Origin of the sequence: Rhizobium sp. PP-CC-3G-465, from assembly GCF_004343445.1 — a bacterium.
GTDB classification, from domain to species: Bacteria; Pseudomonadota; Alphaproteobacteria; order Rhizobiales; family Rhizobiaceae; genus Ferranicluibacter; species Ferranicluibacter rubi.
This window is the reverse complement of the sequence record NZ_SLYH01000001.1, coordinates 2,149,274-2,172,155: the sequence shown is the minus strand read 5'-3', so window position 1 is coordinate 2,172,155 and position 22,882 is coordinate 2,149,274. Positions and strand designations below refer to the sequence as shown.

Below are 22,882 nucleotides of genomic sequence, written 5' to 3'. Positions count from 1 at the left end.
TTGTTGCTAAAGCTAAGATATCTTCTTCCTCAACGGAGCCCGTACCCATGTCCACCAGCGCCATCGTCCTCGTCGGACGCATTCTCCTCTCCATCATCTTCATCGTCGCCGGTTTCGGCAAGATCACCAACCTCTCGGGAACGGCCGGCTACTTCGCCGGCGCCGGCCTGCCGGTTCCGATGGTCACTGCAGTGATCGTCTCGCTGGTCGAACTCGTCGGCGGCATCTTCATTCTCGTCGGCTTCTTCACGCGCCCGACGGCCTATGTTCTCGCCGCCTTCTGCATCGCCACGGCATTCATCGCGCATTTCAACTTTGCCGACATGGGCCAGGCGATCAACTTCCAGAAGAACTTCGCCATGGCTGGTGGCTTCCTCGTGCTCGCAGCCTTCGGCCCCGGCGCCCTTTCGGTGGACGCGCGCCGCACCTGATCGCCTCTCTTTCGCCCCATGAAAAACCCGCCGGATCGACATCCGGCGGGTTTTGCGTTTCTCGGATGGCGCATCACCCTGCGGGGTAGATGACGCCCTTGCGCAGGATCATGTTGCCGTAGAGGCGCGGCTCGCTGGTCTGCACCACCGTATGCGCGGCCTTGACCCGCGGATAGAAGTCGGGGCCGAGCAGCGGCACCACGGTCCTCTCCGGCTCGTGCCGGGCGCAGCAGGCGATCAGCTCTGCGTGTACGGGATCGAGAAGATCCCGGTCCTGCTTTACCGTCGCGCGGAAGATCGCCTCGTCCACGAAATCGTCGATCGGCATGACGCTGAGGATGGCATCGACCACCGGCACCACGCCATGGCCGTCGAGGCGGATCAGCCGGCGGGCATGTTCGAGCGCGGGATAGTTGCCATCGACGATGGCGATCTCATCGCCATGGCCCATGGCGCGGAGCGTTGCGAGCAGGTCGGGGCTCAGGAGAGGGGAAAGACCTTTCAGCATCAGGCAGGTTCCTTGAAGAGGACATTGGTGTCGAGAAGATAACGCGAGAAGAGCGGCAAGCTCGCCCCGCCGATGGCACGCGCCTCGGAGCCGACGGCGCCCTCGATGATATCGGGCACGATGACGCCCTGCAGGTCGAGATCCTGCACGGCCGTACGTGTGGCGGCGACGATGCGCGCGCGCACCCAGGCGGGAAAGCCGCCGTCGATGACGGCTGCGGCAAAATCGATGATCGAGGCGGCGGAGATGATGGCGCGGGCGAGCGCCTCGGCCGTCTGGACGATCCAGTCCTCCAGCGCTGGCCCGAAATCGATCCACTCCTCGGCCGTGTACCAGAGCGGCCGCGCATCGATGCCGCGGTCCCGCAGCATGTTTTCGAGAACGAAGATCGAGGCGACCTTGAGAAGCGGCTGCGTGCGCCCGTCCGGTCCCGGCACCTGCAAGGGGCCCAGCGCTCCCGCGGTTCCCGTGCGGCCGGAGAACAGCGCGGAGTTCAGCACGATGCCGCCGCCGATAAAGGAGCCGATGTAGAAATAGATGAAATCCGGATAGTTCGCGCCGACGCCGAACACGAGCTCCGCGCCGCAGGCGCTCGTCGCGTCGTTCTGCAGGTGGACGGGGTAGGACGTGCGCTCCGACACCGCCGCCTGCAGGTCGAAATGCCGCCAGCGCTCCATGGCCTCGCTCGGTGCGCCGACTTCGGGTGCCCAGTTCCACAACTCGAATGGCGTGGCGATGCCGATGCCGGCAATGCGCGAGCGCTCGTCGGCGCTCAGCATCCGCTCCAGCTTCGCCACCCCCTCGGTGATGAAGGCGAGAATGTCGTCGGGCATGGGGTAGGGGTAAGGCTGGTGCAGGTTGAGCCGGATCGTGCCGACGAAGTCCATCAGGATGAGGTCGGCGCTGCGCCGGCCGATCTTGACGCCGAAGGAGTAGACGGCGGACGGATTGAGATGCATCGGCACCGATGGCTGCCCGACGCGACCACGCGTCGGCTCGCCGCGAACGAGCAGCCCGTCCTTCTCCAGCGCGCGCATGATCACCGACACCGTCTGCGCCGAAAGACCCGACCGGCGCGCGATATCCGCCTTCGATAGGCCGTCGTGGCGACGCACGAGCGACATCACCAGTCGCTCGTTGTGGGCACGCACGCGTGTCTGGTTTGCCCCGCCCGCGGGATCCACGACATCGGGCATGACAGGCAGCGTCTCCTGTTCGGTAAAGTCCGTCATTCCAGTCCTCCCGTTCCGGCGCAGCGCCGAAACTGTCCCTGCGCTTTTCTCTGCATGCTAGGCATGCGGCTGCACAATCGACAGGCAGAGAATGCCACAGGTTTTTAATAAATCAATTTGATTTAGTTATTGACAGGCAAAAACGTTTAGTGTTTGCTCGCTAACGGAAGCGCGGTTTCATTGCGGAGGACGTAACGATCGCGAAGCCTGACGGGCCGGGAACCCGGCTCACCATTTGATCCTTGGGAGGATATCCATGAAGAATCTCGTAACCGCCGGTCTCGGCGCGCTGGCGCTCGGCGTCGTTTTCGCGGGCTCGGCACAGGCTGCCGACGTGACCGCCTGCCTCATCACCAAGACCGATACGAACCCCTTCTTCGTCAAGATGAAGGAAGGCGCCGAAGCCAAGGCCAAGGAACTGGGCGTGACGCTCAAGGCCTATGCCGGCAAGATCGACGGCGATAGCGAAAGCCAGGTTGCCGCCATCGAAACCTGCATCGCCGATGGCGCCAAGGGTATCCTGATTGCCGCGTCCGACACCAAGGGCATCGTGCCCACGGTCAAGCAGGCCCGCGACGCCGGTCTTCTTGTCATCGCGCTCGACACCCCGCTGGAACCGGCCGACAGCGCCGATGCGACGTTTGCGACCGACAACCTTCTCGCCGGCAAGCTGATCGGCCAGTGGGCTGCTGCCACCCTCGGCGATGCCGCCAAGGACGCAAAGGTCGCCTTCCTCGATCTCACCCCCTCGCAGCCTTCCGTCGACGTCATGCGCGACCAGGGCTTCATGATGGGCTTCGGCATCGACCCGAAGGATCCGAACAAGATCGGTGACGAGGACGATGCCCGCATCGTCGGCCACGACATCACCAACGGCAACGAAGAAGGCGGCCGTACCGCCATGGAAAACCTTCTCCAGAAGGATCCGACCATCAACGTCGTCCACACGATCAACGAGCCGGCCGCTGCCGGCGCCTACGAAGCGCTCAAGGCCGTCGGCCGCGAGAAGGACGTGCTGATCGTCTCCGTCGACGGCGGTTGCCCGGGCATCAAGAACGTCGAGGAAGGCGTTATCGGCGCGACCTCGCAGCAGTATCCGCTGCAGATGGCGGCGCTCGGCGTCGAGGCCATCAAGAAGTTCGCCGACACCGGCGAAAAGCCGCAGCCGACCCCCGGCAAGACCTTCTTCGACACGGGCGTCTCGCTCGTCACAGGCAAGCCTGCGGCTGGCGTCGAATCGATCGACATCAAGGCCGGCACGGACAAGTGCTGGGGCTGATCTGCGCATTTCCATACGACATGCGAGGGGCGGCTTCGGCCGCCCCTTTTTCAAAATAAGCCACTCTTGACCCGTCATCCCGACGAAGCGCCCGGCCCGGCATGACCTCCCGTTCGAGGTCACCTGCACAGGCCGCCAAGCGGAGGATATATTGATGAGCGAGCCAACAGCCGCTGCGCGGCCCTCGCAGGACTTCGAGTCCGTCCTGTCCGGCAGTTCCAAGACGGTTGCGTCTTTCGACACCGACCGCAAGACACCCGTCCAGCACTTCCAGCATTTCCTGCACTCGCGGCCCTCTGCGGTTCCGCTGATCGTGCTCGTGCTGTCGCTGATCATCTTCGGCTCGATCCTCGGATCGAAATTCTTCTCCGCCTTCTCGATGACGCTGATCCTGCAGCAGGTGGCGATCGTCGGTATCGTCGGTGCGGCTCAGACGCTGGTCATCATGACGGCAGGCATCGATCTCTCGGTCGGCGCCATCATGGTGCTCTCCTCCGTCGTTATGGGCCAGTTCGTCTTCCGCTACGGCCTGCCTGTGGAAGTCGCGATCCTGTCCGGCTTTGGCGTCGGCGCGCTCTGTGGCGCCATCAATGGCTGGCTGATTGCCCGCATGAAGCTGCCGCCCTTCATCGTCACGCTCGGCATGTGGCAGATCATTCTCGCCTCCAACTTCCTCTATTCCGCCAACGAGACGATCCGCAGCCAGGATATCGAGGCGACCGCGCCGCTTCTCAAGCTGTTCGGCTACACGTTCCGCATCGGCGGCGCCGTGTTCACCTATGGCGTCGTCGCCATGATCCTGGTGGTCGCCCTTCTCTGGTACGTGCTGAACAAGACCGCCTGGGGACGCCACCTCTATGCCGTCGGCGACGATCCGGTCGCAGCCGAACTTGCGGGCGTCAACGTCAAGCGCATGCTCCTCTCGGTCTATACGCTTTCCGGCATCATCTGTGCCCTTGCCGGCTGGGCTCTCATCGGCCGTATCGGGTCGGTCTCCCCGACCGCCGGCCAGTTCGCCAACATCGAATCCATCACGGCCGTCGTGATCGGCGGCATCTCGCTCTTCGGCGGACGCGGCTCCATCATGGGCATGCTGTTCGGAGCGCTCATCGTCGGCGTCTTCCAGCTTGGCCTGCGCCTCATCGGCACCGACCCGCAATGGACCTATTTCATGATCGGCGTTCTCATCATCGCCGCCGTCGCCATCGACCAGTGGATTAGAAAGGTAGCAGGCTGATGAACGCTCCCGCCTATAATGAAGCACCTCTTCTCACGGGCCGCGGTCTCGTCAAGCGCTATGGCCGCGTCACTGCGCTCGACCATGCGGATTTCGATCTGCACAAAGGCGAAATCCTTGCGGTCATCGGCGACAACGGTGCCGGCAAGTCCTCGCTGATCAAGGCGATCTCCGGCGCGATCAAGCCCGACGAAGGCGAGATCCGCCTCGACGGCCAGCTGATCAGCTTCAAATCGCCGATCGAGGCGCAAAAGGCCGGCATCGAGACCGTCTACCAGAACCTCGCGGTGTCTCCGGCGCTGTCGATCGCCGACAACATGTTCCTCGGCCGCGAGATCCGCAAACCCGGCGTGCTCGGCTCGGTGTTCCGCATGCTCGACAAGAGCGCGATGGAGAAGTTCGCCCGCGACAAGCTGTCCGAACTCGGCCTGATGACCATCCAGAACATCAACCAGGCGGTGGAAACGCTGTCCGGCGGCCAGCGTCAGGGCGTGGCTGTGGCCCGTGCCGCAGCCTTTGGCTCGAAGGTCGTCATCCTCGACGAACCCACGGCGGCCCTCGGCGTCAAGGAAAGCCGGCGCGTGCTGGAGCTGATCCTCGACGTGCGCTCGCGCGGCATGCCGATCGTGCTCATCTCGCACAACATGCCGCATGTCTTCGAAGTGGCCGACCGCATCCACATCCACCGCCTCGGCAAGCGTCTCTGCGTCATCAATCCGAAGGACTATACGATGTCGGATGCCGTGGCCTTCATGACCGGCGCCAAGGAACCCCCGAGCGAGGCGCTGGCGGCATGACACGGACCGTTGGCGAGATCGCCGATCTCGTTCTCGATCGGGCGGCCGGTGCCGCCCGTTTCATCATCGCCATCGCCGGCCCTCCGGGCGCCGGCAAATCGACGCTGGCCGATGCGCTGCATGCCGAGCTTGCCGCTCGCGGCGAGACATCCGTGGTGCTGCCGATGGACGGCTTCCACATGGACAATGGCATCCTTGAAGAGCGCGGCCTCCTGAAGCGCAAGGGCGCGCCGGAAACCTTCGACGTGCGCGGCTTCCTCGATATCGTCACGGCGGTACGCCGCAGCGACGAGGAGGTTCTGGTGCCGGTCTTCGACCGCGCCCGCGAGATCGCCATCGCATCGGCGCGTCCCATTGCGCCGGAAACCCGCTTCATTTTGGCCGAAGGCAATTACCTGCTGCTCGACGAGGCGCCCTGGACCCGGCTCGCACCGCTCTTCGACCTCACGATCTTCGTCGGCCCGGCCTATGCCGTACTGGAAGAGCGCCTGCGCCAGCGCTGGATCCATTACGGTCTCGACGAGGAGGCCATCCAATGGAAGCTCTACGGCAACGACCTGCCGAACGGCGAGCGCATCTGCAACGGTTCCCGGCCGGCCGATATCACGCTCGAGGTTTTTGAGCAGCCGTGATTGCAGAGGCCATCAGGCCATTGTCATCCGAGGCCCGATGAGGCAAACGGGAACGGACAGCCCGAGCCTTGGAGCAGGGCGCGCGGCCACGAAAGCGATGCAGATCGTCTCGGATCCCTCACGGGTCCGCTGATATCCGCAGGAGGAGAGGCAGACGATGAGCGACCACCAGACGACAACCCTCACCATCCGCCGGCCCGACGATTGGCACCTGCACCTGCGCGACGGCGACATGCTCAAGGGCGTGCTGCCCGACACCAGCCGCCACTTCGCCCGCGCCATCATCATGCCGAACCTCGTGCCACCGGTGGTGACCACGGTAGATGCCGAGGCCTACCGCGCCCGCATCCTCGCGGCTCTCCCTGCGGGCGACCGTTTCGAACCCCTGATGACGCTCTATCTGACCGAGCACACGGAGGCAGCAGACGTCGCGCACGGCAAGGCAAGCGGGCTCATTCACGCGGTCAAGCTCTATCCCGCCGGTGCCACCACCAACTCCCATGGCGGTGTCCGCGACCTCGAAAAGGTCATGCCGGTGCTCGAAAAAATGGCCGAGATCGGCCTGCCGCTGTGCGTCCATGGCGAGGTGACGACGCCCGAGGTCGATATCTTCGACCGCGAGGCCGTCTTCATCGAAACCGTGCTCGACCCGTTGCGCCGTCGCCTGCCGGAACTGAAGGTGACGATGGAGCACGTGACGACGCAGGACGGCGTCGATTACATCAAGGGCACTGCAAAGAACCTCGCCGGCTCGATCACCACCCACCATCTGATCATCAACCGCAACGCGCTCCTCGTCGGCGGCATCCGCCCGCATTATTACTGCCTGCCCGTTGCCAAGCGCGAGGTCCACCGGCAGGCCCTGCGCAAGGCCGCGACCTCCGGCGATGCGCGGTTCTTCCTTGGCACCGACAGCGCCCCGCATGTCGATCCGCTCAAGGAATGCGCCTGCGGCTGTGCGGGCATCTATACCTCGGTCAACACGATGAGCTGCCTTGCCCACGTGTTCGAACAGGAAGACGCGCTGCACACGCTCGAAGACTTCGCCTCCCGCAACGGTCCCGCCTGGTACGGTCTGCCGGTGAATGACGAGACGATCACGCTCACTCGCCGCAGCGAACCGGTGGATTATCCCGCAAAGATCGAGACGGGTGCCGGCCCTGTGACGGTGTTCGATCCGATGTTCCCGCTGCACTGGGCCGTGGAGGAAACGCATGGCTGACGAGCGCGCTGAGGCCGGGATCAAGCCGGCCATCCCGATCTTCCGGATCTTCTCGGTGGAGAAGGCGATGGAATTCTATCTGGGCTTTCTCGGCTTCAAGCTGGATTGGGAGCATCGCTTCGCCGAGGGCATGCCGCTCTACGCGCAGGTCTCGCGCGATGCGCTGATGCTCCATCTGAGCGAGCATGCCGGCGACACGACGCCCGGCACCCGCATCTTCGTGCCCGTTGCCGATGCGACAGCGCTGCAGGCCGAGCTTTCTGGCCGCAACTATGCCTACATGAAGCCCGGCCTCGACACCGCCCCCTGGGGACTGCAAGTCACGGTCACCGATCCCTTCGCCAACCGCATCACCTTCTGCGAGCAGAGGTCCTGACGCGGGAACCGCCGCCGCCTGCCGCCACGCTTTGAGCCTTCGATCAAGAGGAACCGCACCATGATCCCCACATCCTTCCCCAACAAGGCCGTGATGGCCGAGCTTCTGGCGAAAATGCTGTGGGAGATCAAGGCGGTGCACTTCCGGGCCGACCAGCCCTACAAGCTTGCCTCCGGCATGGCGAGCCCGGTCTACATCGATTGCCGCAAGCTGATTTCCTACCCGCGCATCCGCTCCGCCGTCATGGATTTCGCAGCCGTCACCGTCATGCGCGAGGCGGGCTTCGAAAAATTCGACGTCATCGCCGGTGGCGAGACGGCGGGCATTCCCTTCGCCGCGATGCTGGCCGAGCGCCTGGCGCTGCCGATGATCTACGTGCGCAAGGCGCCGAAGGGCCATGGTCGCACGAACCAGATCGAGGGCCACATGCCCGAGGGCGCCCGCGTTCTCGTCATCGAGGACCTGACGACGGCCGGCGTCTCCATGTTCACCTTCATCGATGCCATTCGCGCCGCCGGCGGCGTGGTCGATCACGGCATGGCACTGTTCTACTACGATATCTTTCCCGAAGGCCGCGCCAACATGGCCAGGAAGGGCATCACGCTCCACAACATCGCCACATGGCGCAACGTGCTGGCGGTCGCCCGCGAAGACAAGCTTTTCGATGGGGAGACTCTGGCGAGCGTCGAGGCCTTCCTCGATGCACCGCTTGAATGGTCGGGCCGTCACGGCGGCATCTCCGCTTTGGCGGGCTGAGCCCGTCAGAAGGCCGATCGCCCGACAAGCCCATTGACTGCAACGCTTAGTATCCCAAGAGGAAGACCCATGATCATCTGCTGCGGCGAGGCCCTGATCGATATGCTGCCGCGCGAATCCACGCTCGGCGAACCCGCTTTTGCGCCCTATGCGGGCGGCGCGATCTTCAATACGGCGATCGCGCTCGGGCGTCTCGGCATTCCCACCGGCTTCTTCACCGGCCTGTCGAGCGATATGTTCGGCGATATCCTGCGCGACACGCTGAAGAGCAGCAATGTGGATTTCGCCCCGTCAGCGACATCCGATCTGCACACGACGCTCGCCGTGGTCAAGCTCGTCAACGGCTCGGCCACCTACGCCTTCTTCGACGAGAACAGCGCCGGCCGTATGATCACGGAAGCGGATCTACCGGCGCTTGGCGATTTCTGCGAGGCCCTGCATTTCGGTGCCATCAGCCTCATTCCGGAGCCCTGCGGCTCGACCTATGAGGCGCTGATGACGCGCGAGCACAAGAAGCGCGTGATCTCCTTCGATCCGAACATCCGCCCCGGCTTCATCAAGGATGCCGAGGCCCACAAAGCGCGCATGCTGCGCATGGCCGCCATGTCGGATATCGTCAAGTTTTCGGACGAGGATCTCGACTGGTTCGGCGAGGAGGGGAATCATGAAACGCTGGTCGGGCATTGGCTCGCCCGCGGCCCGAAGCTCGTCGTCATCACCAAGGGCGCCGACGGCGCCGATGCCTATACGGTGCGCGGCAAGGTGTCCGTACCCGGCGAAAAGGTGACGGTGGTCGATACGGTCGGTGCCGGCGATACGTTCGACGCCGGCATTCTCGCGTCGCTGAAGATGAACAACCTGCTCACGAAGGAGGCCATCGCGACCCTGAGCGACGACGCCATCCAGGCGGCCCTCGCACTCGGCGCAAAGGCGGCTTCCGTCACGGTGTCGCGCGCGGGCGCCAATCCGCCCTGGGCCTACGAGATCGGCCTGTAACGTTTAAGAATGCGGCGCGCCAATCCTGAGGCGCGCCGACGATGGTCCTATTGATGCACGACGATGCGCGCGTGATAGGGAACGCGGGTGTAAAGGTCGATGATATCCTGGTTCATCAGGCGCACGCAGCCGGAGGATACGGCCTTGCCGATAGAGCGCCATTCCGGGCTGCCATGCAGCCGGTACAGCGTGTCCTGTCCGTTCTGGAAGATATAGAGCGCACGCGCGCCGAGCGGGTTTTTGAGGCCCGGCTCCATGCCGCCGTTTTCAATGGAGTAGCGGGCGAGTTCCGGCTGGCGCGCGACCATTTCGTTCGGCGGCTTCCAGCGCGGCCAGTGCTGGCGCCAGTGAATGGTGCCCTCGCCCTGCCAGGCAAAGCCTTCGCGCCCGATGCCAACGCCATAGCGCATGGCCGTGCCACCGGGTTCGGTGATGTAGAGGAACCGGCCGGGTGTATCCACGATGACCGTATTGTCGGGCTCGCCGGTCGTGTTGGCCACACGCTGGCGATAGAAGCGCGGATCGATTTCGCGATAGGGGATGGCGGGAATGAGAATGCCGTCATCCTCTACCGCGCCATACATCACGGCGAGCTCTTCCTCCGTCGGCGGCAGGATCGGGCGGCTGATCACGGGCGGGACCGGCGGACTGCGCACGCCCGTCGAGGTCGTGCAACCCGCCACCGTGGCGGCCGCGGACAGCGCGCCGAGCAGGAAGGTGCGGCGCGAGAATGGATCGGCGATATCGGTCGGTGTCATAAGCAGTGCCCCGGTGAGACCTGATCTCTATCCCCCGCCCGTACAGGCACAAGGCGTGATTCGATCACGTTTCCCGGAAACAAAGGTAAGGCAGCGGAAACCCCGCCGGTGTCGCCGAGCGGCAACAGTTTTGCCCGCGTCGATGGCGCCGAAGAAGAGGGTTTACGGGTAAGCGTTCAACAAAGGGATCTTCCCCCGCAGGGGAAGATCGTTGTCGGATGGGCCGAATTCGAAGGCGGGGGTCTACTTCTTGGCTGCGAGCAGCGCCTTCACCAGGCCGACGGTCGAGCTGTCGTGGCCTTCGGCGCTTTCCTTGCCTTCGACCACAGGAAGCAGGCCCGTCGCCAGTTCCTTGCCGAGCTCCACGCCCCACTGGTCGAAGGAGTTGATGTTGAAGAGCGCACCTTCGACGAAGACGCGATGTTCGTAGAGCGCGATCAGGCGACCGAGTGCGAAGGGGGTCAGCTTGTCGTAGACGATGGTCAGCGAAGGGCGGTTGCCGGTGAACACGCGGTGCGGCGCGATGTGGTCGGCCTTGGCGTCGTCCATGCCCTTGTCCGTCAGCTGGGCCTTTGCCTCTTCCAGCGTGCGGCCCTTCATCAGGGCTTCCGACTGGGCGAGGCAATTGGCGATCAGCAGGTCGTGCTGATGGCGCAACGTCGTCTCATGCGCATTGGCCGCGATCATGAACTCGGCCGGAATGACCGTCGTGCCCTGGTGGATCAGCTGGTAGAACGCGTGCTGACCGTTGGTACCCGGCTCGCCCCAGACCACCGGCCCGGAATTGCCCTCGACCGGCGTGCCGTCGAGCGTCACGCCCTTGCCGTTCGATTCCATGTCGAGCTGCTGCAGATAGGCCGGAAAGCGCGACAGGCGCTGGTCGTAGGGCAGGATGGCGCGCGAGGGGTAGCCGAGCACGTTGCGGTGGTAGTAGCCGATGAGGCCGAGCAGCATCGGCAGGTTCTGGCGCAGCGGCGCGGTCTTGAAATGCTCGTCGATCGCATGCGCGCCGGCCAGAAATTCACCGAACTTTTCCTTGCCGATGGCGATCATCAACGGCAGGCCGATGGCCGACCAGATGGAATAGCGTCCGCCGACCCAATCCCAGAAGCCGAAGATGCGGTCGCTGGCGATGCCGAAGGCGGCGACCTTGTCGAGCGCCGTGGAGACGGCGCAGAAATGGTGGCCGACGGCCTCTTCGCCAAGCGCCTTAGCGATGAAGGCGCGTGCCGTCTGGGCGTTCGTCATCGTCTCGATCGTCGTGAACGTCTTCGACGCGACGATGAATAGGGACGTTTCCGGATCGAGCAGCTTCAGCGTATCGGCGATATGGGCGCCGTCGATATTGGAGACGAAATGGGTGCGCGGGCCGTCATGCTCCGGCGCCAGCGCCAGCGTCGCCATGACAGGACCGAGATCCGAGCCGCCGATGCCGATATTGACGATGTCGGTGATTTTCTTGCCGGTTGCCCCTGTCAACGCGCCGGTGCGGATCTTGTCGGAAAACACGCCCATGGCGTCGAGCACGGCATTGACGTCCGGCATCACGTCGCGGCCATCGACCAGAACCGGCGTGTTCGACCGGTTGCGAAGTGCCGTATGGAGAACGGCGCGGCCTTCGGTGAAGTTGATCGGTTTGCCGGCAAACATCTCGTCGCGCTTTTCAGCCACGCGTGCAGCCTTGGCGATGGCCTCGAGGCCGTCGAGCACCCGCGCGTTCACGGCGCATTTCGAATAGTCGAACAGGATGTCGTCGAGCGTGACAGAGAAGCGCTGGAAGCGCTCCGGATCGGCAGCAAACGCTGCACGGATATCGGTGGCGTCTGTTTCGGTGGCGGTGCTCTTCAGCTCTTCGACCAGCGCTTTCATCATCGGCTCCTCGGGCAGTTCCGGAAGGCTTCGAGCCGTCCGGACATGCTTTCAATGGGTTTTTATCAGCCGCGATAGCTAGTGCGTTTGGTCACTGCAAATCAAGCCTCGGCGCCCGATTTTCGCGGGCGCCCGGATATTCGTGGAGGGCCAGGATATTCAAGGACATCGTGCCCGTGCAGTCTTCAGCTGCGCAATTCCTTGCGTAGGATCTTGCCGACATTGGATTTCGGCAGGTCGTCGCGGAATTCGATGATGCGCGGGCGTTTGTAGTTGGTCAGGCCGTCGTTGCAATGCGCGCGAATCTCTGCCTCTGTAACGTTGGGGTCGCGACGGACGACGAACAGCTTTACCGCTTCGCCGGAATGTGCATCCGGAATACCGATCGCAGCACATTCCAGAACACCGGGATAGGACATCACCACTTCCTCGATCTCGTTCGGGAAGACGTTGAAGCCGGAGACGAGGATCATGTCCTTCTTGCGGTCCACGATCTTGATCAGCCCGTCGGCGCTCATGCGGCCGATGTCGCCGGTGCGAAAGAAGCCGTCCTTGGAAATCGCCTGCGCGGTTTCCTCCGGTTTGTTCCAGTAGCCGGGCATGACCTGCGGTCCGCGAATACAGATCTCGCCGACATCGCCGATCGGCACGCTCTCGTCGGCCTCGTTGCGGATTTCGATATCGGTCGAAGGCAAAGGCAGGCCGATGGTCCCGGTAAAGTCCGGCAGGTCGAGGCGGTTGGCCGTTGCGACCGGCGAGGTCTCCGACAGGCCATAGCCTTCCTTGATCGAGCAGCCCGTCACCTTTTCCCATCGCTCCGCCACCGGCCGCTGCACGGCCATGCCGCCGCCGAAGGTAAGCACCAGCGACGAGAAGTCGAGCGCGCGGAACGGACCGTTGTTCAGCAACGCGTTGAACAACGTGTTGAGGCCGGGGAAGATCGTGACCTTGTGGCTGCCGAATTCCTTGACCAGCGACGGGATGTCGCGCGGATTGGGAATGAGGATATTGTGGCCGCCGAGCACCAGACCCATTAGCCCATTCACGGTCAGCGCGAAGATGTGATAAAGCGGCAGCGCACAGAGGAAGACAAGGGTGTCGGGCTTCGGCTTGTTGACGAAGGCCGTCTCGATCCAGAGGCTCATCTGCGCCGCATTCGCCAGAAGGTTGGCATGCGTCAGCACGGCACCCTTGGAAACGCCGGTGGTCCCGCCGGTATACTGCAGGAATGCGATATCGCCAGCCTTGACGTCGGGTTTGGCCAGCGTCAGCCGCTTGCCCTTGGCGATGGCCGTGTTGAACCTGACATGACCGCGCAGCGACCAGGCCGGCACCAGTTTTTTCACCCGGCGGACGATGAAATTGACGAGCAGCCCCTTGGCGCCGAGCAGATCGCCCATCGAGGCGACGACGATGTGCTGGAGCGCGGTCTTGGAGGCGACCTGCTCCACGGTGTGGGCGAAGTTTTCAAGCACGACGATGGCCTTCGCGCCGCTGTCCTTCAGTTGGTGCTCGAGTTCCCTGGGGGTATAGAGCGGGTTGACGTTGACGACCACGAGGCCTGCCCGCAGGATCGCAAAGATCGTCACCGGATTCTGCAGCACGTTCGGCATCATCACCGCGACGCGATCGCCCTGTTTCAGCCCTGTCGACTGCAAATAGGCGGCAAAGGCGTCGACGGTTTTCGCCAGGGCGCCGAACGTGATCGTGGTGCCCATACAGGTATAGGCCGGACGATCCGCGTGCGTGGCACACGACGTCTCGAACATATGACCAAGGGATGTGTAGGGGCTGGCCGCAATTTCCGTCGGCATGCCGACAGGGTAGGACGCAAGCCAGGGCCTGTCAGGCAACATCGATTGTGTCCGGCTGGCCGTATCGGGCATGTTCGTCCTCCCTGTGCCGGTGTCGTCCGGCAATCCTCCAGATGCCCCACGTCTCCCGAGTGGGCCGGTGTCGAAGTCTATGCTCTTCAGCAGCGGCTTCAAGTGTCTTTCGAATTATATGACCTACACGTAAGCGTCAATAAGCCATGTCGCAAAAGCATAGGTCCTCTTCCGTAAGTGCATGGCTAAGCACCAAGCCTTTGCAGCGGCGCCGGATAAGGTTTACGCCAGCCCGTGACGGCATATGCCCGGCTGTGTTCCCGCGCCGGTTGCCGCGCTCCTCCCTGAGGCCCCATGCGGTCTCGACGCAAGGTCAAAGCCATGTCCGATACCGCGCTTCCGTCTCATTCCGTCGCCCGCTTCGGCGGCGTGTCCATGGCAGAAGTCGCGTTGGCCGTCGGCGGGTTCGGCATCGGCACGGGCGAGTTCGCGATCATGGGCCTGCTGCCCCAGGTCGCTCAGGATCTCGCTGTGTCCGTGCCGCGGGCCGGCATCGTCATCAGCGCCTATGCGCTCGGCGTCGTTGTCGGTGCGCCGCTCATCGCGGTGATCGCCGCACGATATGCCCGCCACACCGTGCTTTTGACGCTCATGGCGCTGTTCGCGCTCGGCAATATCGCCAGCGCGCTCGTGCCGTCCTTCGGTCTGCTGGTCACGGCCCGGTTTCTCGCCGGTCTGCCGCATGGGGCCTATTTCGGCGTTGCCGCGCTGGTGGCCGCCGGCATGGTCGCGCCGCACCAGCGGGGCCGCGCCATCGGCCGCGTCATGATGGGCCTCACCATCGCCACGCTGCTCGGCACCCCGCTTGCCGCATGGTTCGGCCAGGCACTCGGCTGGCGCGCGGCCTTCGCCATCGTCGGCGGCATCAGCCTGCTGACCATTGGGCTCATCATGGTCTTCGTGCCCAAAGACCGGGGCAATGCCGCATCGTCGCCACTGCGCGAACTCGGCGCGTTGAAGAAGCTGCAGGTCTGGCTGACCCTCGGCATCTGCGCGATCGGGTGCGGCGGCATGTTCGCGACCTTCAGCTATATCACGCCGGCCCTGACGGAGGTGGCGGGCCTGTCGCTCTCCAGCGTGCCGCTGATGCTGTCTGTCTTCGGTGCCGGCATGATCCTCGGCAACATCATCGGCGCGCGGCTCGCCGACTGGTCGCTCCTCAAGGCGATCGGCCTCGGTCTCGTCTTCAATCTCGCGGCACTCCTGCTGTTCTACGCCACGATGCATTCGCCTGTCATGGCGATGTTCAACATCCTCTCCATCGGCTTTGGCTTCCTCATGGTGCCGGCCATGCAGACCCGCCTGATGGATGTGGCCGGCGACGCGCAGACGCTCGCCGCGGCCCTGATGCATTCGGCCTTCAATCTCGCCAACGCGCTCGGCGCCTGGCTCGGCGGCGTGGCGATTGCAGCCGGTTACGGCTGGACCTCCACCGGCCTCGTCGGCGCCGTCATGGCCGTGTTCGGCATCGGGATCTTCGCGATTTCCGTTGCCGTCGAGCGGTCATCGCGCCGTATTTGAGCGATTTCGCACGGAAACCCATTCCAGGTGTCGCCATATTTTGGCTCTGTTTGTGGAATTGTCATCCCGCGCTTGCCATTCGGCTGTTATAGAGAGTGGATAAGGCAATTGCAGGCAGAAGCCTGACGGAGGTACCGGGTGCGCCATCGCGAATTGGAAAACCAGCCTGCAGAGCCGCGGCTGTTCGGCCGTCCAGCCTATGATCGTTCGGCGCTGGTCGGGCCCGCATCGGCCGCACGCTGGCTGCTCGTATTCATCCTCCTTGCCGGCGCCTATTTCTTTCACGGCTTTCTCGTGCCCGTTCTGGCCGCGGTCGTCATCGGCTTTGCCAGCTGGCCGCTCTACCGCCGCCTGCTGGTGGCGGTGAACGGCAATCGCACCATCGGCGCCACGATTGCCATCATCCTCGTCGTCGCCTTCATCGTGACGCCCGTGACTTTCGCCGCCATCTACGCGGTCGATGAGTTCCGCGGCTGGGTCGGATGGGCGGTCGAGGCCAATTCCGTCGGTGCGGATGTGCCCGCCTGGGTGCTGCAGCTGCCGCTCGGAGGGGCCTGGCTCGGCGTGCAATGGGCCAAATATGTCGGGCATCCCGGCGCGCTCGGCGAACTCGTGCAGCTGGTCAGCGGCTCCAATATCGGCAGCATCTATCGTGGTGCGCTCGTGGTCGGGGCAGGGGCTGCGCGCTCGCTGCTGACTCTGCTCTTCATGCTCATTACCCTGTTCTTCGTCTATCGCGACGGCGAGAAGTTCGTGGCGCAGCTCGACAAGCTCGGCGAGCGCATTCTCCCCATGCGGTGGGAACGCGTATCGCGCATCGTGCCGCTCACCATCTCCTCCACCGTCACCGGCATGGGCCTCATCGCTATCGGCGAGGGTCTCGTGCTCGGCGTCGCCTACTGGATCGCCGGCGTGCCGTCGCCGGTCACCCTCGGCATCATCACCGGCTTCATGGCGCTCATCCCCGGCGGCGCGCCGCTCTGCTTCACGCTCGTTTCCGTCTATCTCTTGGCCAGCGGTGCGCCGGTCGCCGGTTTCGCACTCTTTGCCTGGGGCACGATCGAGCTCTTCATCGTCGACAAGACGCTCCGTCCGCGCCTCGTCGGCGGGCCGATCAAGCTGCCGTTCCTGCCGACCTTCTTCGGCCTCGTGGGGGGCGTGAAGACCATGGGGTTCCTCGGGCTCTTCGTCGGCCCGGTGCTCATGGCGCTGATCGTCGCCATCTGGCGCGAATGGCTGCACGAGGTGACGACGCCGGCGCCGGAGCAGACCGCCAAGCTGATCAAGCAGGCCTGATAGGCCTGCAAAGCAGGGCACAAAGCCTTTTCCCGAGCCGCCGCCTGCCGTAAGGTTGGCTGTGATAGCGATCAAAACGGGATGCGTGCCGGTGAATTTCTTTTCAGCCTATGATCAGGGTTTCGTTCGCGTTGCGGCCTGCACGCCGCGCTGCGAGGTTGCCGACCCCGCTTTCAACGCCGAACAGGTGATCGCGCTCGCACGGGACGGCCATGCCCGCTCTGTCGCTCTGATGGTGTTTCCCGAACTCTGCATTTCCAGCTACACGCTCGATGATCTGCTGGGCCAGGCGGCACTGCACGAGGCGGTTGATATGGCGCTCGCCCGCGTGGTGGAGGAAAGCCGCACGCTTTCGCCCGTCCTCCTCGTCGGCGCGCCGATCCCGAAGAACGGCCGGCTCTACAATTGCGCCCTCGCCATCCACCGCGGCCGCATCCTCGGCGTCGTTCCGAAGAGCTATCTTCCGAACTACCGCGAGTTCTACGAGAAGCGCTGGTGCGCGGCCGGCCGCGACATTCGCGGCGAGACCATCGCGGTGGCAGGGCAGGTGGCTCCGTTCGGCGTGGATCTCTTGTTTTCGGCAACCGACGTGCGCGGCTTCGTCTTCCACATCGAAATCTGCGAGGACGTCTGGATCGCCGCCTCGCCGAGCGATTTCGGTGCACTCGCCGGCGCGCTGCTCCTCACCAATCTCTCGGCCAGCAATGTCACCGTCGGCAAGGCCGAAACGCGCCGCCAGCTTGCGGGCTCCCAGTCCAGCCGCTGCTTTGCCGCCTATGTCTATGCCGCAGCCGGTCCGGGCGAATCCACCACCGATCTCGCCTGGGACGGGCAGGCCTGCATCTACGAACTCGGCAGTTTCCTGGCCGAGACCGAGCGCTTCCCGAGCGGCCCGCAAATGTGCGTCGCCGACATCGACGTCGATCGCCTGCTGCTCGAGCGCCTGCGCACCGGCACGTTCAACGACGCCGCCAACCACCAGCACCGCGAGGATCGGACCTTTCGCACGGTCGAGTTCCAGTTTGAGCCGGACAGGGGCGATATCGGGTTCGAGCGCGCCATCTCGCGCTATCCCTTCGTGCCCGCCGATCCCGCCCGGCTCGATCAGGATTGCTACGAGACCTATAACATTCAGGTTCAGGGCCTGATGAAGCGGCTGCAGGCTACCGGCATCAAGAAGATCTGCATCGGCGTCTCCGGCGGCCTCGACAGCACCCATGCCCTCGTCGTCGCCGCGTGTGCCTTCGACCAGCTGGGCCTCCCGCGCTCCGGCATTCTCGGCTTCACCATGCCGGGCTTTGCCACCGGCGACGTGACCAAGACGAACGCCTGGAAGCTGATGCGGTCGCTCGGCATCACCGCCGACGAGATCGACATCAAGCCGCTGGCAGAACAGCTGCTGAAGGACCTGAAGCACCCTTACGCCGAGGGAAAGCCGGTCTACGACATCACGTTCGAGAACGTACAGGCAGGCCTGCGCACCGATTTCCTGTTCCGCGCCGCCAACCGCTACGACGCGCTGGTGCTCGGCACCGGCGATCTCTCGGAGATCGCGCTCGGCTGGTCCACCTATGGCGTCGGCGACCACATGAGCCATTACAACGTCAACGCCTCCGTGCCGAAGACCCTCATTCAGCACCTCATCCGCTGGATCATCGCCAAGGACCTCTTCGATCCCGAGACGAATGCGACGCTCGCCGATGTTCTCGATACCGTCATCTCGCCCGAACTCGTGCCGGCCGACGAGACGGGCGCGATCCAGAGCACGGAGGACAAGATCGGCCCCTACGCACTGCACGATTTCGCGCTCTACTACATCACCCGTTTCGGCCTGAAGCCCTCCAAGGTCGCGTTTCTCGCTTGGCATGCCTGGCATGATGCGAAGGCCGGCGCCTGGCCCACGGGCTTCCCCGAGGAGAGCCGGAACGCCTACGATCTCGCCACCATCCGCAAATGGCTGGAAGCGTTCCTGTTCCGCTTCTTCACGACCAGCCAGTTCAAGCGGTCCGCCTCGCCGAACGGCCCGAAGGTCACCTCCGGCGGATCTCTCTCGCCGCGCGGCGACTGGCGGGCACCCTCCGACGGCAATGCACGTCTGTGGCTGGAGGAACTGCGACGCAATGTTCCGGAGAACGAGCAGGCTTAAGCAGCGGGAACTCAACCCTATCCAAGGTTTTGCTCCTCATTTCTGCGACTTGAGAAACGAACCGTTTCCGCCATCATGGCGGCAGGTTCGTTTCCTGGGGCAGAGAATGGGATTGAGACTTGTCGGAAAGGATGATGCCGATCGCGGCGAGGCACCGGTCGGTGCTCGCGATGTCGAGGCGGAGGCGCGCCGGAGACTGTCCGTGCTCGGCCATGAGCGTCATCGCGTGCGTTCGCTCGCAACCGGCATCGACATGCCGCGCGAGGTCCATATCAAGCATCTGCAGATCATGGCGATCGCGCTGGCGCTCTCGAGCCTCGAAAGCATCCCCGACGACTATCGCTCGGATGTCTACTGGCCAAAGTGAGCCGCCTCAGCGCGGCTCCACGGTCAGGCTCAAATAGGTCGGATCGAAATCCGCGATGTCACGAAGCTCGTCCCAGTCGAGGATCGTCACCGTGTGATTGACCCAGCTGATCAGGCCGTCCTTGCGCAAGTTCTGGATGGTGCGGTTCATGTGGACGAGCGACAGCCCGAGCACGTCCGCCATCTCTCCTTGCGACAAGGGGAAGTGGAAGCTCAGGTCCTGCGTCAGCCCCATCGCCTGCAGGCGCATATGCAGCTCGCAGAGAAGATGGGCGAGATGCGCGCGCTTTGAGCGACGGCCCATGGCAACGATCCATTCGCGGTGGATCGCGCCATCGATGATCGTCTTCAGCCAGAGCAGCCGCGTCAGGTGCGGGGCCTTCCGCGTCACGGTTTCCAGTTCGGTGTGATCGATTTGCATGACGCGACAGGGGGAAAGCGCGATGATTCCGTGGTCCATCGTTTTCAGGAGGAAAGCATGCAGATCGACGAAATCGCCGGGGACATGCAGCGCCGTGATCTGCCGCGTGCCATCCGGCGTCAGCTTGTAGCGTGCCGCAAAGCCTGCGGTCAGCAGCGTGCTGTAGGACGGCCGACTATTCTCCGACACCAGGTCCTCATCGACCTCGTACGATCGCTCGCGGGCGGCAAGGGATCTCACAAGGCTTCGTTCATCCTCCGACACGATGTCGTGATTGGCGAGGTTCTGAATGAGAATGTCGATCACGATGAAGGCCTTCGAGAATGAACCGGTAGAGACAAGCCACGCGCAGGCCGGGGCCGCGGCGCATTTTAAACAGCGGTGTTTGAAAGACGGCAAGCGCAAAACGCACCACGGCATCGCCGTGCGCATGTTTTACGGCCGGGCGCCTGATCGCGCCGGAACAAAAGGTTCGTCTCCGGCTTAGCGTGGCGCAAACGCACAGAGAACGTAGAGACATGTAATGAGCCGCTACTTCTTCGATCTTCACAATGGAGATGGCCCGGTGCTGGACGAGGAAGGCCAGGATATGGCCTCACGCGAGTCCGTGGCCATGGAGGTCGCCCGCATTCTCGGGGATATCGCCCGGGACGAAATGCCGGAAACCCGCAACGGCACTATCGCCCTTACCGTCCGCGACGAGACGGGCAGAACGATCACCGTCGCCCGCCTGACGTTCAGCAACGAGTGGGTCGAGTAAAGGGTATCGGGGCGGATCAGCTGGACCGCACCAGCTGATCCGCCCCTTCGCGATGAAGTTCAGAGCGGCAAGCCGAGGATGATCGATGGTCGGTATCGGACCCGACTTCAGGCGCATGCCGCACGTCTGCGGCCACCTTTCCAGCGAAACCTGACGGCGTGCGTTCGAGGTCCCATAGGGATCGTTAAAGGCGACAAGCGATCGTTTCGCTCAATGAGAGCGGAACGAAAAGCGGCCTGGAAGGCTTCTATCGAGTATGCGCAAAGCACGGCAAAGCGCCATGCCTCTGCGTCATGACAACGGAGATTATCATGGACCTTCCCCAGAATGCAGTCGTCGCCGTTGCCGATGGCAAAAAGCTCGTCCTTTTCAAGAACGAGGGCCAGGCATCCGATATCCAGCTCAAAGCCTTGCCCGACGCCGAGGTCGATGACTCGAAAATTCCCTCAGGAGGCCGCCATTCCAGCAGCGCCGCCAACCCGAGCGACGGTCAGCAGGATGAAGATGGCTTTACTGCTGGCGTGGTCGATCTTCTGAACAAGCGCGTCCTCGACGGTAAGATCAAGAAGCTCGTGATCATCGCGGCACCGCGCACGCTCGGCGAGCTTCGAAAGGGCTATCACAAGGCCCTCTCCGACGCGCTCGTCGGAGAACTGGACAAGGATCTCACCGGGCACTCGATTCAGGACATTGAAAAAGCCATCGCCGCAGCCTGACGCCGCCGTTACAGCCTGAAAATAACCGTCGAAGGCAGAGCCGCACTCACGCAGCTCTGCCTTCGTTTGTTTAGGTTCGCAGCTCTACCTGTCTCGTGAGGATTGACCGACGCGTCCGCTTGAGTGCGTCCGGATGGCCACTTCGTGAAAAGCCAATTGGCTATGCAAGCGAGCAGATGTGCTGATTGAGCTCAGCAGAATGCTAAGGCGGTTATAACAGGTGATAAAAGGAAATGGTGCCGCTTGCAGGACTCGAACCTGCGACCCCATCATTACGAATGATGTGCTCTACCACCTGAGCTAAAGCGGCTCACCGGGCGAACCAAAGGGTTCAGCCTGTGTTGTGAGGGGCTGATACCTGCAAAGTTCGGGGAATTCAAGCGGTCTCTTCGTCTGTTGAGGGAAAAACTGACGCGGGCAAGGTGGCTGCCCGCGGGAATATCGTGGAGCCGCTACAGCGAGAGGCGCGCGCGGGCTGCGTTGTATTCCGTTTCCAGACGCTCCACGAGTGTTGCGACAGGGGTGACGGCTGTGATGGCGCCGATGCCTTGGCCCGAGCCCCAGATGTCGCGCCAGGCTTTCGCACCGGTGCCGACGGCGGCCTCGAGGTCCATGGTGGCGGCATCGGCAACGGGCAGGTTGTCGGCGTCCAGTCCGGCTGCGGCAATGGAGGGGCGGAGATAGTTGCCGTTGACGCCGGTGAAGTGCGGCGTTTCCACGATGTCCTTCGCCTTGCTGTCGACGATCATCTGCTTGTAGCCGTCGCTCGCCCGGGCTTCTTCGGTCGCGATGAAGGCGGACCCGATATAGGCGAGATCTGCGCCCATAGCCTGAGCCGCCAGCACCGCGCCGCCATTGGCAATCGCGCCGGACAGGAGGAGCGGGCCGGAGAACCAGCTGCGGATTTCCTGAATAAGCGCAAAGGGCGACAGCGCGCCGGTATGGCCGCCGGCGCCGGCCGCAACGGCGATCAGCCCGTCTGCGCCCTTGTTGATGGCGGAGCGCGCATGGCGATCGTGGATCACGTCGTGCAGCACGATGCCGCCATAGCTGTGCACGGCCGCATTCACCTCCGGCACGGCGCCGAGCGAGGAGATGACGATCGGCACCTTGTACTTCGCACAGAGCATCAGGTCGTGTTCCAGCCGGCGGTTGGAGCGGTGGACGATCTGGTTGACGGCGAAGGGGGCAGAGGGGTGGTCCGGGTTCGCCTTGTCATGGGCGGCCAGTTCCTCCGTGATCATGGCCAGCCACTCGTCAAGCTGCGCTTCCGGCCGGGCATTGAGCGCCGGGAAGGAGCCGACGACGCCTGCCTTGCACTGGGCGATGGTCAGCGCCGGATGCGATATGATGAACAGCGGCGCCGACACGACGGGGATGCGAAGACGGGACAGGATCGGCGGCAGGGCCATGGTGCTCTCTCTTGATTGACGTTTGCGTAAACGGAAGATAACCGCGGGATGGCGGGTCTGACAAGAGGGGTATCGTGAGATGCGGCAGGGCACCCTGGGGGAGGGCTTCGTGGCGTCCTGCGACGCGCATGTTAAATCCCCAGATCCGTTGCTTTTCAGATGGTTGAACAGGGGTTCACGATCCGAACCCTGCTGGAAGAGGCTGGAAAGGTGCTCATACCAGCCTATGTGCATTGCGCGGACTTGCGTAACGAGACGTCAATCG

General features: G+C 63.5%; 22 protein-coding genes, 1 tRNA gene and 1 pseudogene. 16 read left to right on the top strand and 8 right to left on the bottom strand.

Going from position 1 to position 22,882, the window contains the following annotated elements; genetic code table 11:
- Window positions 1-47 precede the first annotated feature (47 nt).
- Window positions 48-431 (top strand): DoxX family protein, encoded by a 384-nt coding sequence (locus tag C8J33_RS10255; RefSeq protein ID WP_132664022.1) that lies wholly within the window; start codon window positions 48-50, stop codon window positions 429-431.
- Between the two features lie 73 nt (window positions 432-504).
- On the opposite strand, the gene C8J33_RS10250 is transcribed toward C8J33_RS10255, so the two are convergent.
- Both C8J33_RS10250 and C8J33_RS10245 read right to left on the bottom strand, forming a co-directional pair.
- Entirely contained in the window at window positions 505-939 is a 435-nt protein-coding gene (locus tag C8J33_RS10250; protein ID WP_092931890.1) for an RbsD/FucU family protein, read from the bottom strand.
- Entirely contained in the window at window positions 939-2,171 is a 1,233-nt protein-coding gene (locus C8J33_RS10245) for an ROK family transcriptional regulator (protein WP_132664020.1), read from the bottom strand. The genes C8J33_RS10250 and C8J33_RS10245 overlap by 1 nt, the downstream gene beginning before the upstream one ends.
- Window positions 2,172-2,427: 256 nt before the next feature.
- Here C8J33_RS10245 and C8J33_RS10240 point away from each other — a divergent pair, with 256 nt between their 5' ends.
- The 8 genes and pseudogenes from C8J33_RS10240 (at window position 2,428) to C8J33_RS10205 (ending at window position 9,466) form a co-directional block, all read left to right on the top strand.
- On the top strand, window positions 2,428-3,450 hold the full coding sequence (locus tag C8J33_RS10240) for a sugar ABC transporter substrate-binding protein (protein WP_110727179.1): 1,023 nt from the start codon (window positions 2,428-2,430) through the stop codon (window positions 3,448-3,450).
- A 154-nt stretch (window positions 3,451-3,604) separates the two neighbouring features.
- Entirely contained in the window at window positions 3,605-4,687 is a 1,083-nt protein-coding gene (locus tag C8J33_RS10235) for an ABC transporter permease (RefSeq protein WP_110727177.1), read from the top strand.
- A complete protein-coding gene (locus C8J33_RS10230) occupies window positions 4,687-5,484 on the top strand; it encodes an ATP-binding cassette domain-containing protein (protein ID WP_110727176.1) in 798 nt (265 codons plus the stop codon). The genes C8J33_RS10235 and C8J33_RS10230 overlap by 1 nt, the downstream gene beginning before the upstream one ends.
- Complete coding sequence (locus tag C8J33_RS10225; RefSeq protein ID WP_132446059.1) at window positions 5,481-6,116, top strand: nucleoside triphosphate hydrolase; 636 nt, start codon at window positions 5,481-5,483, stop codon at window positions 6,114-6,116. The genes C8J33_RS10230 and C8J33_RS10225 overlap by 4 nt, the downstream gene beginning before the upstream one ends.
- 157 nt (window positions 6,117-6,273) lie before the next feature.
- Window positions 6,274-7,338: a dihydroorotase gene (gene pyrC, locus C8J33_RS10220; protein ID WP_132446061.1), complete on the top strand. Its 1,065-nt coding sequence runs from the start codon at window positions 6,274-6,276 to the stop codon at window positions 7,336-7,338.
- Window positions 7,339-7,354: 16 nt separating this feature from the next.
- A pseudogene (locus C8J33_RS10215) lies at window positions 7,355-7,714 on the top strand (glyoxalase superfamily protein); the annotation flags it as partial.
- A 60-nt stretch (window positions 7,715-7,774) separates the two neighbouring features.
- The gene (locus C8J33_RS10210) at window positions 7,775-8,470 is read left to right on the top strand and encodes an orotate phosphoribosyltransferase (RefSeq protein WP_132446063.1); all 696 of its coding nucleotides are present in this window, start codon (window positions 7,775-7,777) and stop codon (window positions 8,468-8,470) included.
- Window positions 8,471-8,539: 69 nt separating this feature from the next.
- Window positions 8,540-9,466: a carbohydrate kinase family protein gene (locus C8J33_RS10205; protein ID WP_132664018.1), complete on the top strand. Its 927-nt coding sequence runs from the start codon at window positions 8,540-8,542 to the stop codon at window positions 9,464-9,466.
- A gap of 47 nt (window positions 9,467-9,513) precedes the next feature.
- Here the strand turns inward: C8J33_RS10205 and C8J33_RS10200 are convergent, their stop codons facing one another.
- The 3 genes from C8J33_RS10200 to C8J33_RS10190 all read right to left on the bottom strand — a co-directional run bounded on the left by C8J33_RS10200 (window position 9,514) and on the right by C8J33_RS10190 (window position 13,979).
- Window positions 9,514-10,224 carry a L,D-transpeptidase family protein gene (locus tag C8J33_RS10200; RefSeq protein WP_110733018.1) on the bottom strand — a complete coding sequence of 237 codons (711 nt, stop codon included), beginning with the start codon at window positions 10,222-10,224 and terminating at the stop codon, window positions 9,514-9,516.
- A 243-nt stretch (window positions 10,225-10,467) separates the two neighbouring features.
- Window positions 10,468-12,093, bottom strand: a complete 1,626-nt coding sequence (gene pgi, locus C8J33_RS10195; RefSeq protein WP_132664525.1) for a glucose-6-phosphate isomerase — start codon at window positions 12,091-12,093, stop codon at window positions 10,468-10,470.
- Between the two features lie 185 nt (window positions 12,094-12,278).
- A complete protein-coding gene (locus C8J33_RS10190) occupies window positions 12,279-13,979 on the bottom strand; it encodes a long-chain-fatty-acid--CoA ligase (protein ID WP_132664016.1) in 1,701 nt (566 codons plus the stop codon).
- A 321-nt stretch (window positions 13,980-14,300) separates the two neighbouring features.
- Here C8J33_RS10190 and C8J33_RS10185 point away from each other — a divergent pair, with 321 nt between their 5' ends.
- The 4 genes from C8J33_RS10185 to C8J33_RS10170 all read left to right on the top strand — a co-directional run bounded on the left by C8J33_RS10185 (window position 14,301) and on the right by C8J33_RS10170 (window position 19,309).
- The gene (locus C8J33_RS10185; RefSeq protein WP_132664014.1) at window positions 14,301-15,500 is read left to right on the top strand and encodes an MFS transporter; all 1,200 of its coding nucleotides are present in this window, start codon (window positions 14,301-14,303) and stop codon (window positions 15,498-15,500) included.
- A gap of 138 nt (window positions 15,501-15,638) precedes the next feature.
- The gene (locus tag C8J33_RS10180) at window positions 15,639-16,796 is read left to right on the top strand and encodes an AI-2E family transporter (protein ID WP_132446073.1); all 1,158 of its coding nucleotides are present in this window, start codon (window positions 15,639-15,641) and stop codon (window positions 16,794-16,796) included.
- Window positions 16,797-16,887: 91 nt separating this feature from the next.
- Window positions 16,888-18,942: an NAD(+) synthase gene (locus C8J33_RS10175; RefSeq protein WP_132664012.1), complete on the top strand. Its 2,055-nt coding sequence runs from the start codon at window positions 16,888-16,890 to the stop codon at window positions 18,940-18,942.
- Between the two features lie 112 nt (window positions 18,943-19,054).
- Window positions 19,055-19,309 (top strand): hypothetical protein, encoded by a 255-nt coding sequence (locus C8J33_RS10170; RefSeq protein ID WP_132664010.1) that lies wholly within the window; start codon window positions 19,055-19,057, stop codon window positions 19,307-19,309.
- A gap of 6 nt (window positions 19,310-19,315) precedes the next feature.
- On the opposite strand, the gene C8J33_RS10165 is transcribed toward C8J33_RS10170, so the two are convergent.
- Complete coding sequence (locus tag C8J33_RS10165; protein ID WP_132664008.1) at window positions 19,316-20,035, bottom strand: Crp/Fnr family transcriptional regulator; 720 nt, start codon at window positions 20,033-20,035, stop codon at window positions 19,316-19,318.
- On the opposite strand from C8J33_RS10165, the gene C8J33_RS10160 reads away from it, so the two are divergent.
- From C8J33_RS10160 to C8J33_RS10150, 3 genes are all read left to right on the top strand, one after another.
- Window positions 20,025-20,216, top strand: coding sequence for a hypothetical protein (locus C8J33_RS10160; RefSeq protein WP_132664006.1), 192 nt, complete (start codon window positions 20,025-20,027; stop codon window positions 20,214-20,216). The genes C8J33_RS10165 and C8J33_RS10160 overlap by 11 nt on opposite strands.
- A gap of 36 nt (window positions 20,217-20,252) precedes the next feature.
- Window positions 20,253-20,489 (top strand): DUF6894 family protein, encoded by a 237-nt coding sequence (locus C8J33_RS10155; protein ID WP_110800214.1) that lies wholly within the window; start codon window positions 20,253-20,255, stop codon window positions 20,487-20,489.
- A 311-nt stretch (window positions 20,490-20,800) separates the two neighbouring features.
- Window positions 20,801-21,205, top strand: a complete 405-nt coding sequence (locus tag C8J33_RS10150; protein ID WP_110800213.1) for a host attachment family protein — start codon at window positions 20,801-20,803, stop codon at window positions 21,203-21,205.
- Between the two features lie 234 nt (window positions 21,206-21,439).
- Here the strand turns inward: C8J33_RS10150 and C8J33_RS10145 are convergent.
- A tRNA-Thr gene (locus C8J33_RS10145) sits at window positions 21,440-21,515 on the bottom strand.
- A 142-nt stretch (window positions 21,516-21,657) separates the two neighbouring features.
- Window positions 21,658-22,617 carry an NAD(P)H-dependent flavin oxidoreductase gene (locus C8J33_RS10140; protein WP_110733013.1) on the bottom strand — a complete coding sequence of 320 codons (960 nt, stop codon included), beginning with the start codon at window positions 22,615-22,617 and terminating at the stop codon, window positions 21,658-21,660.
- Window positions 22,618-22,882: the final 265 nt, after the last annotated feature.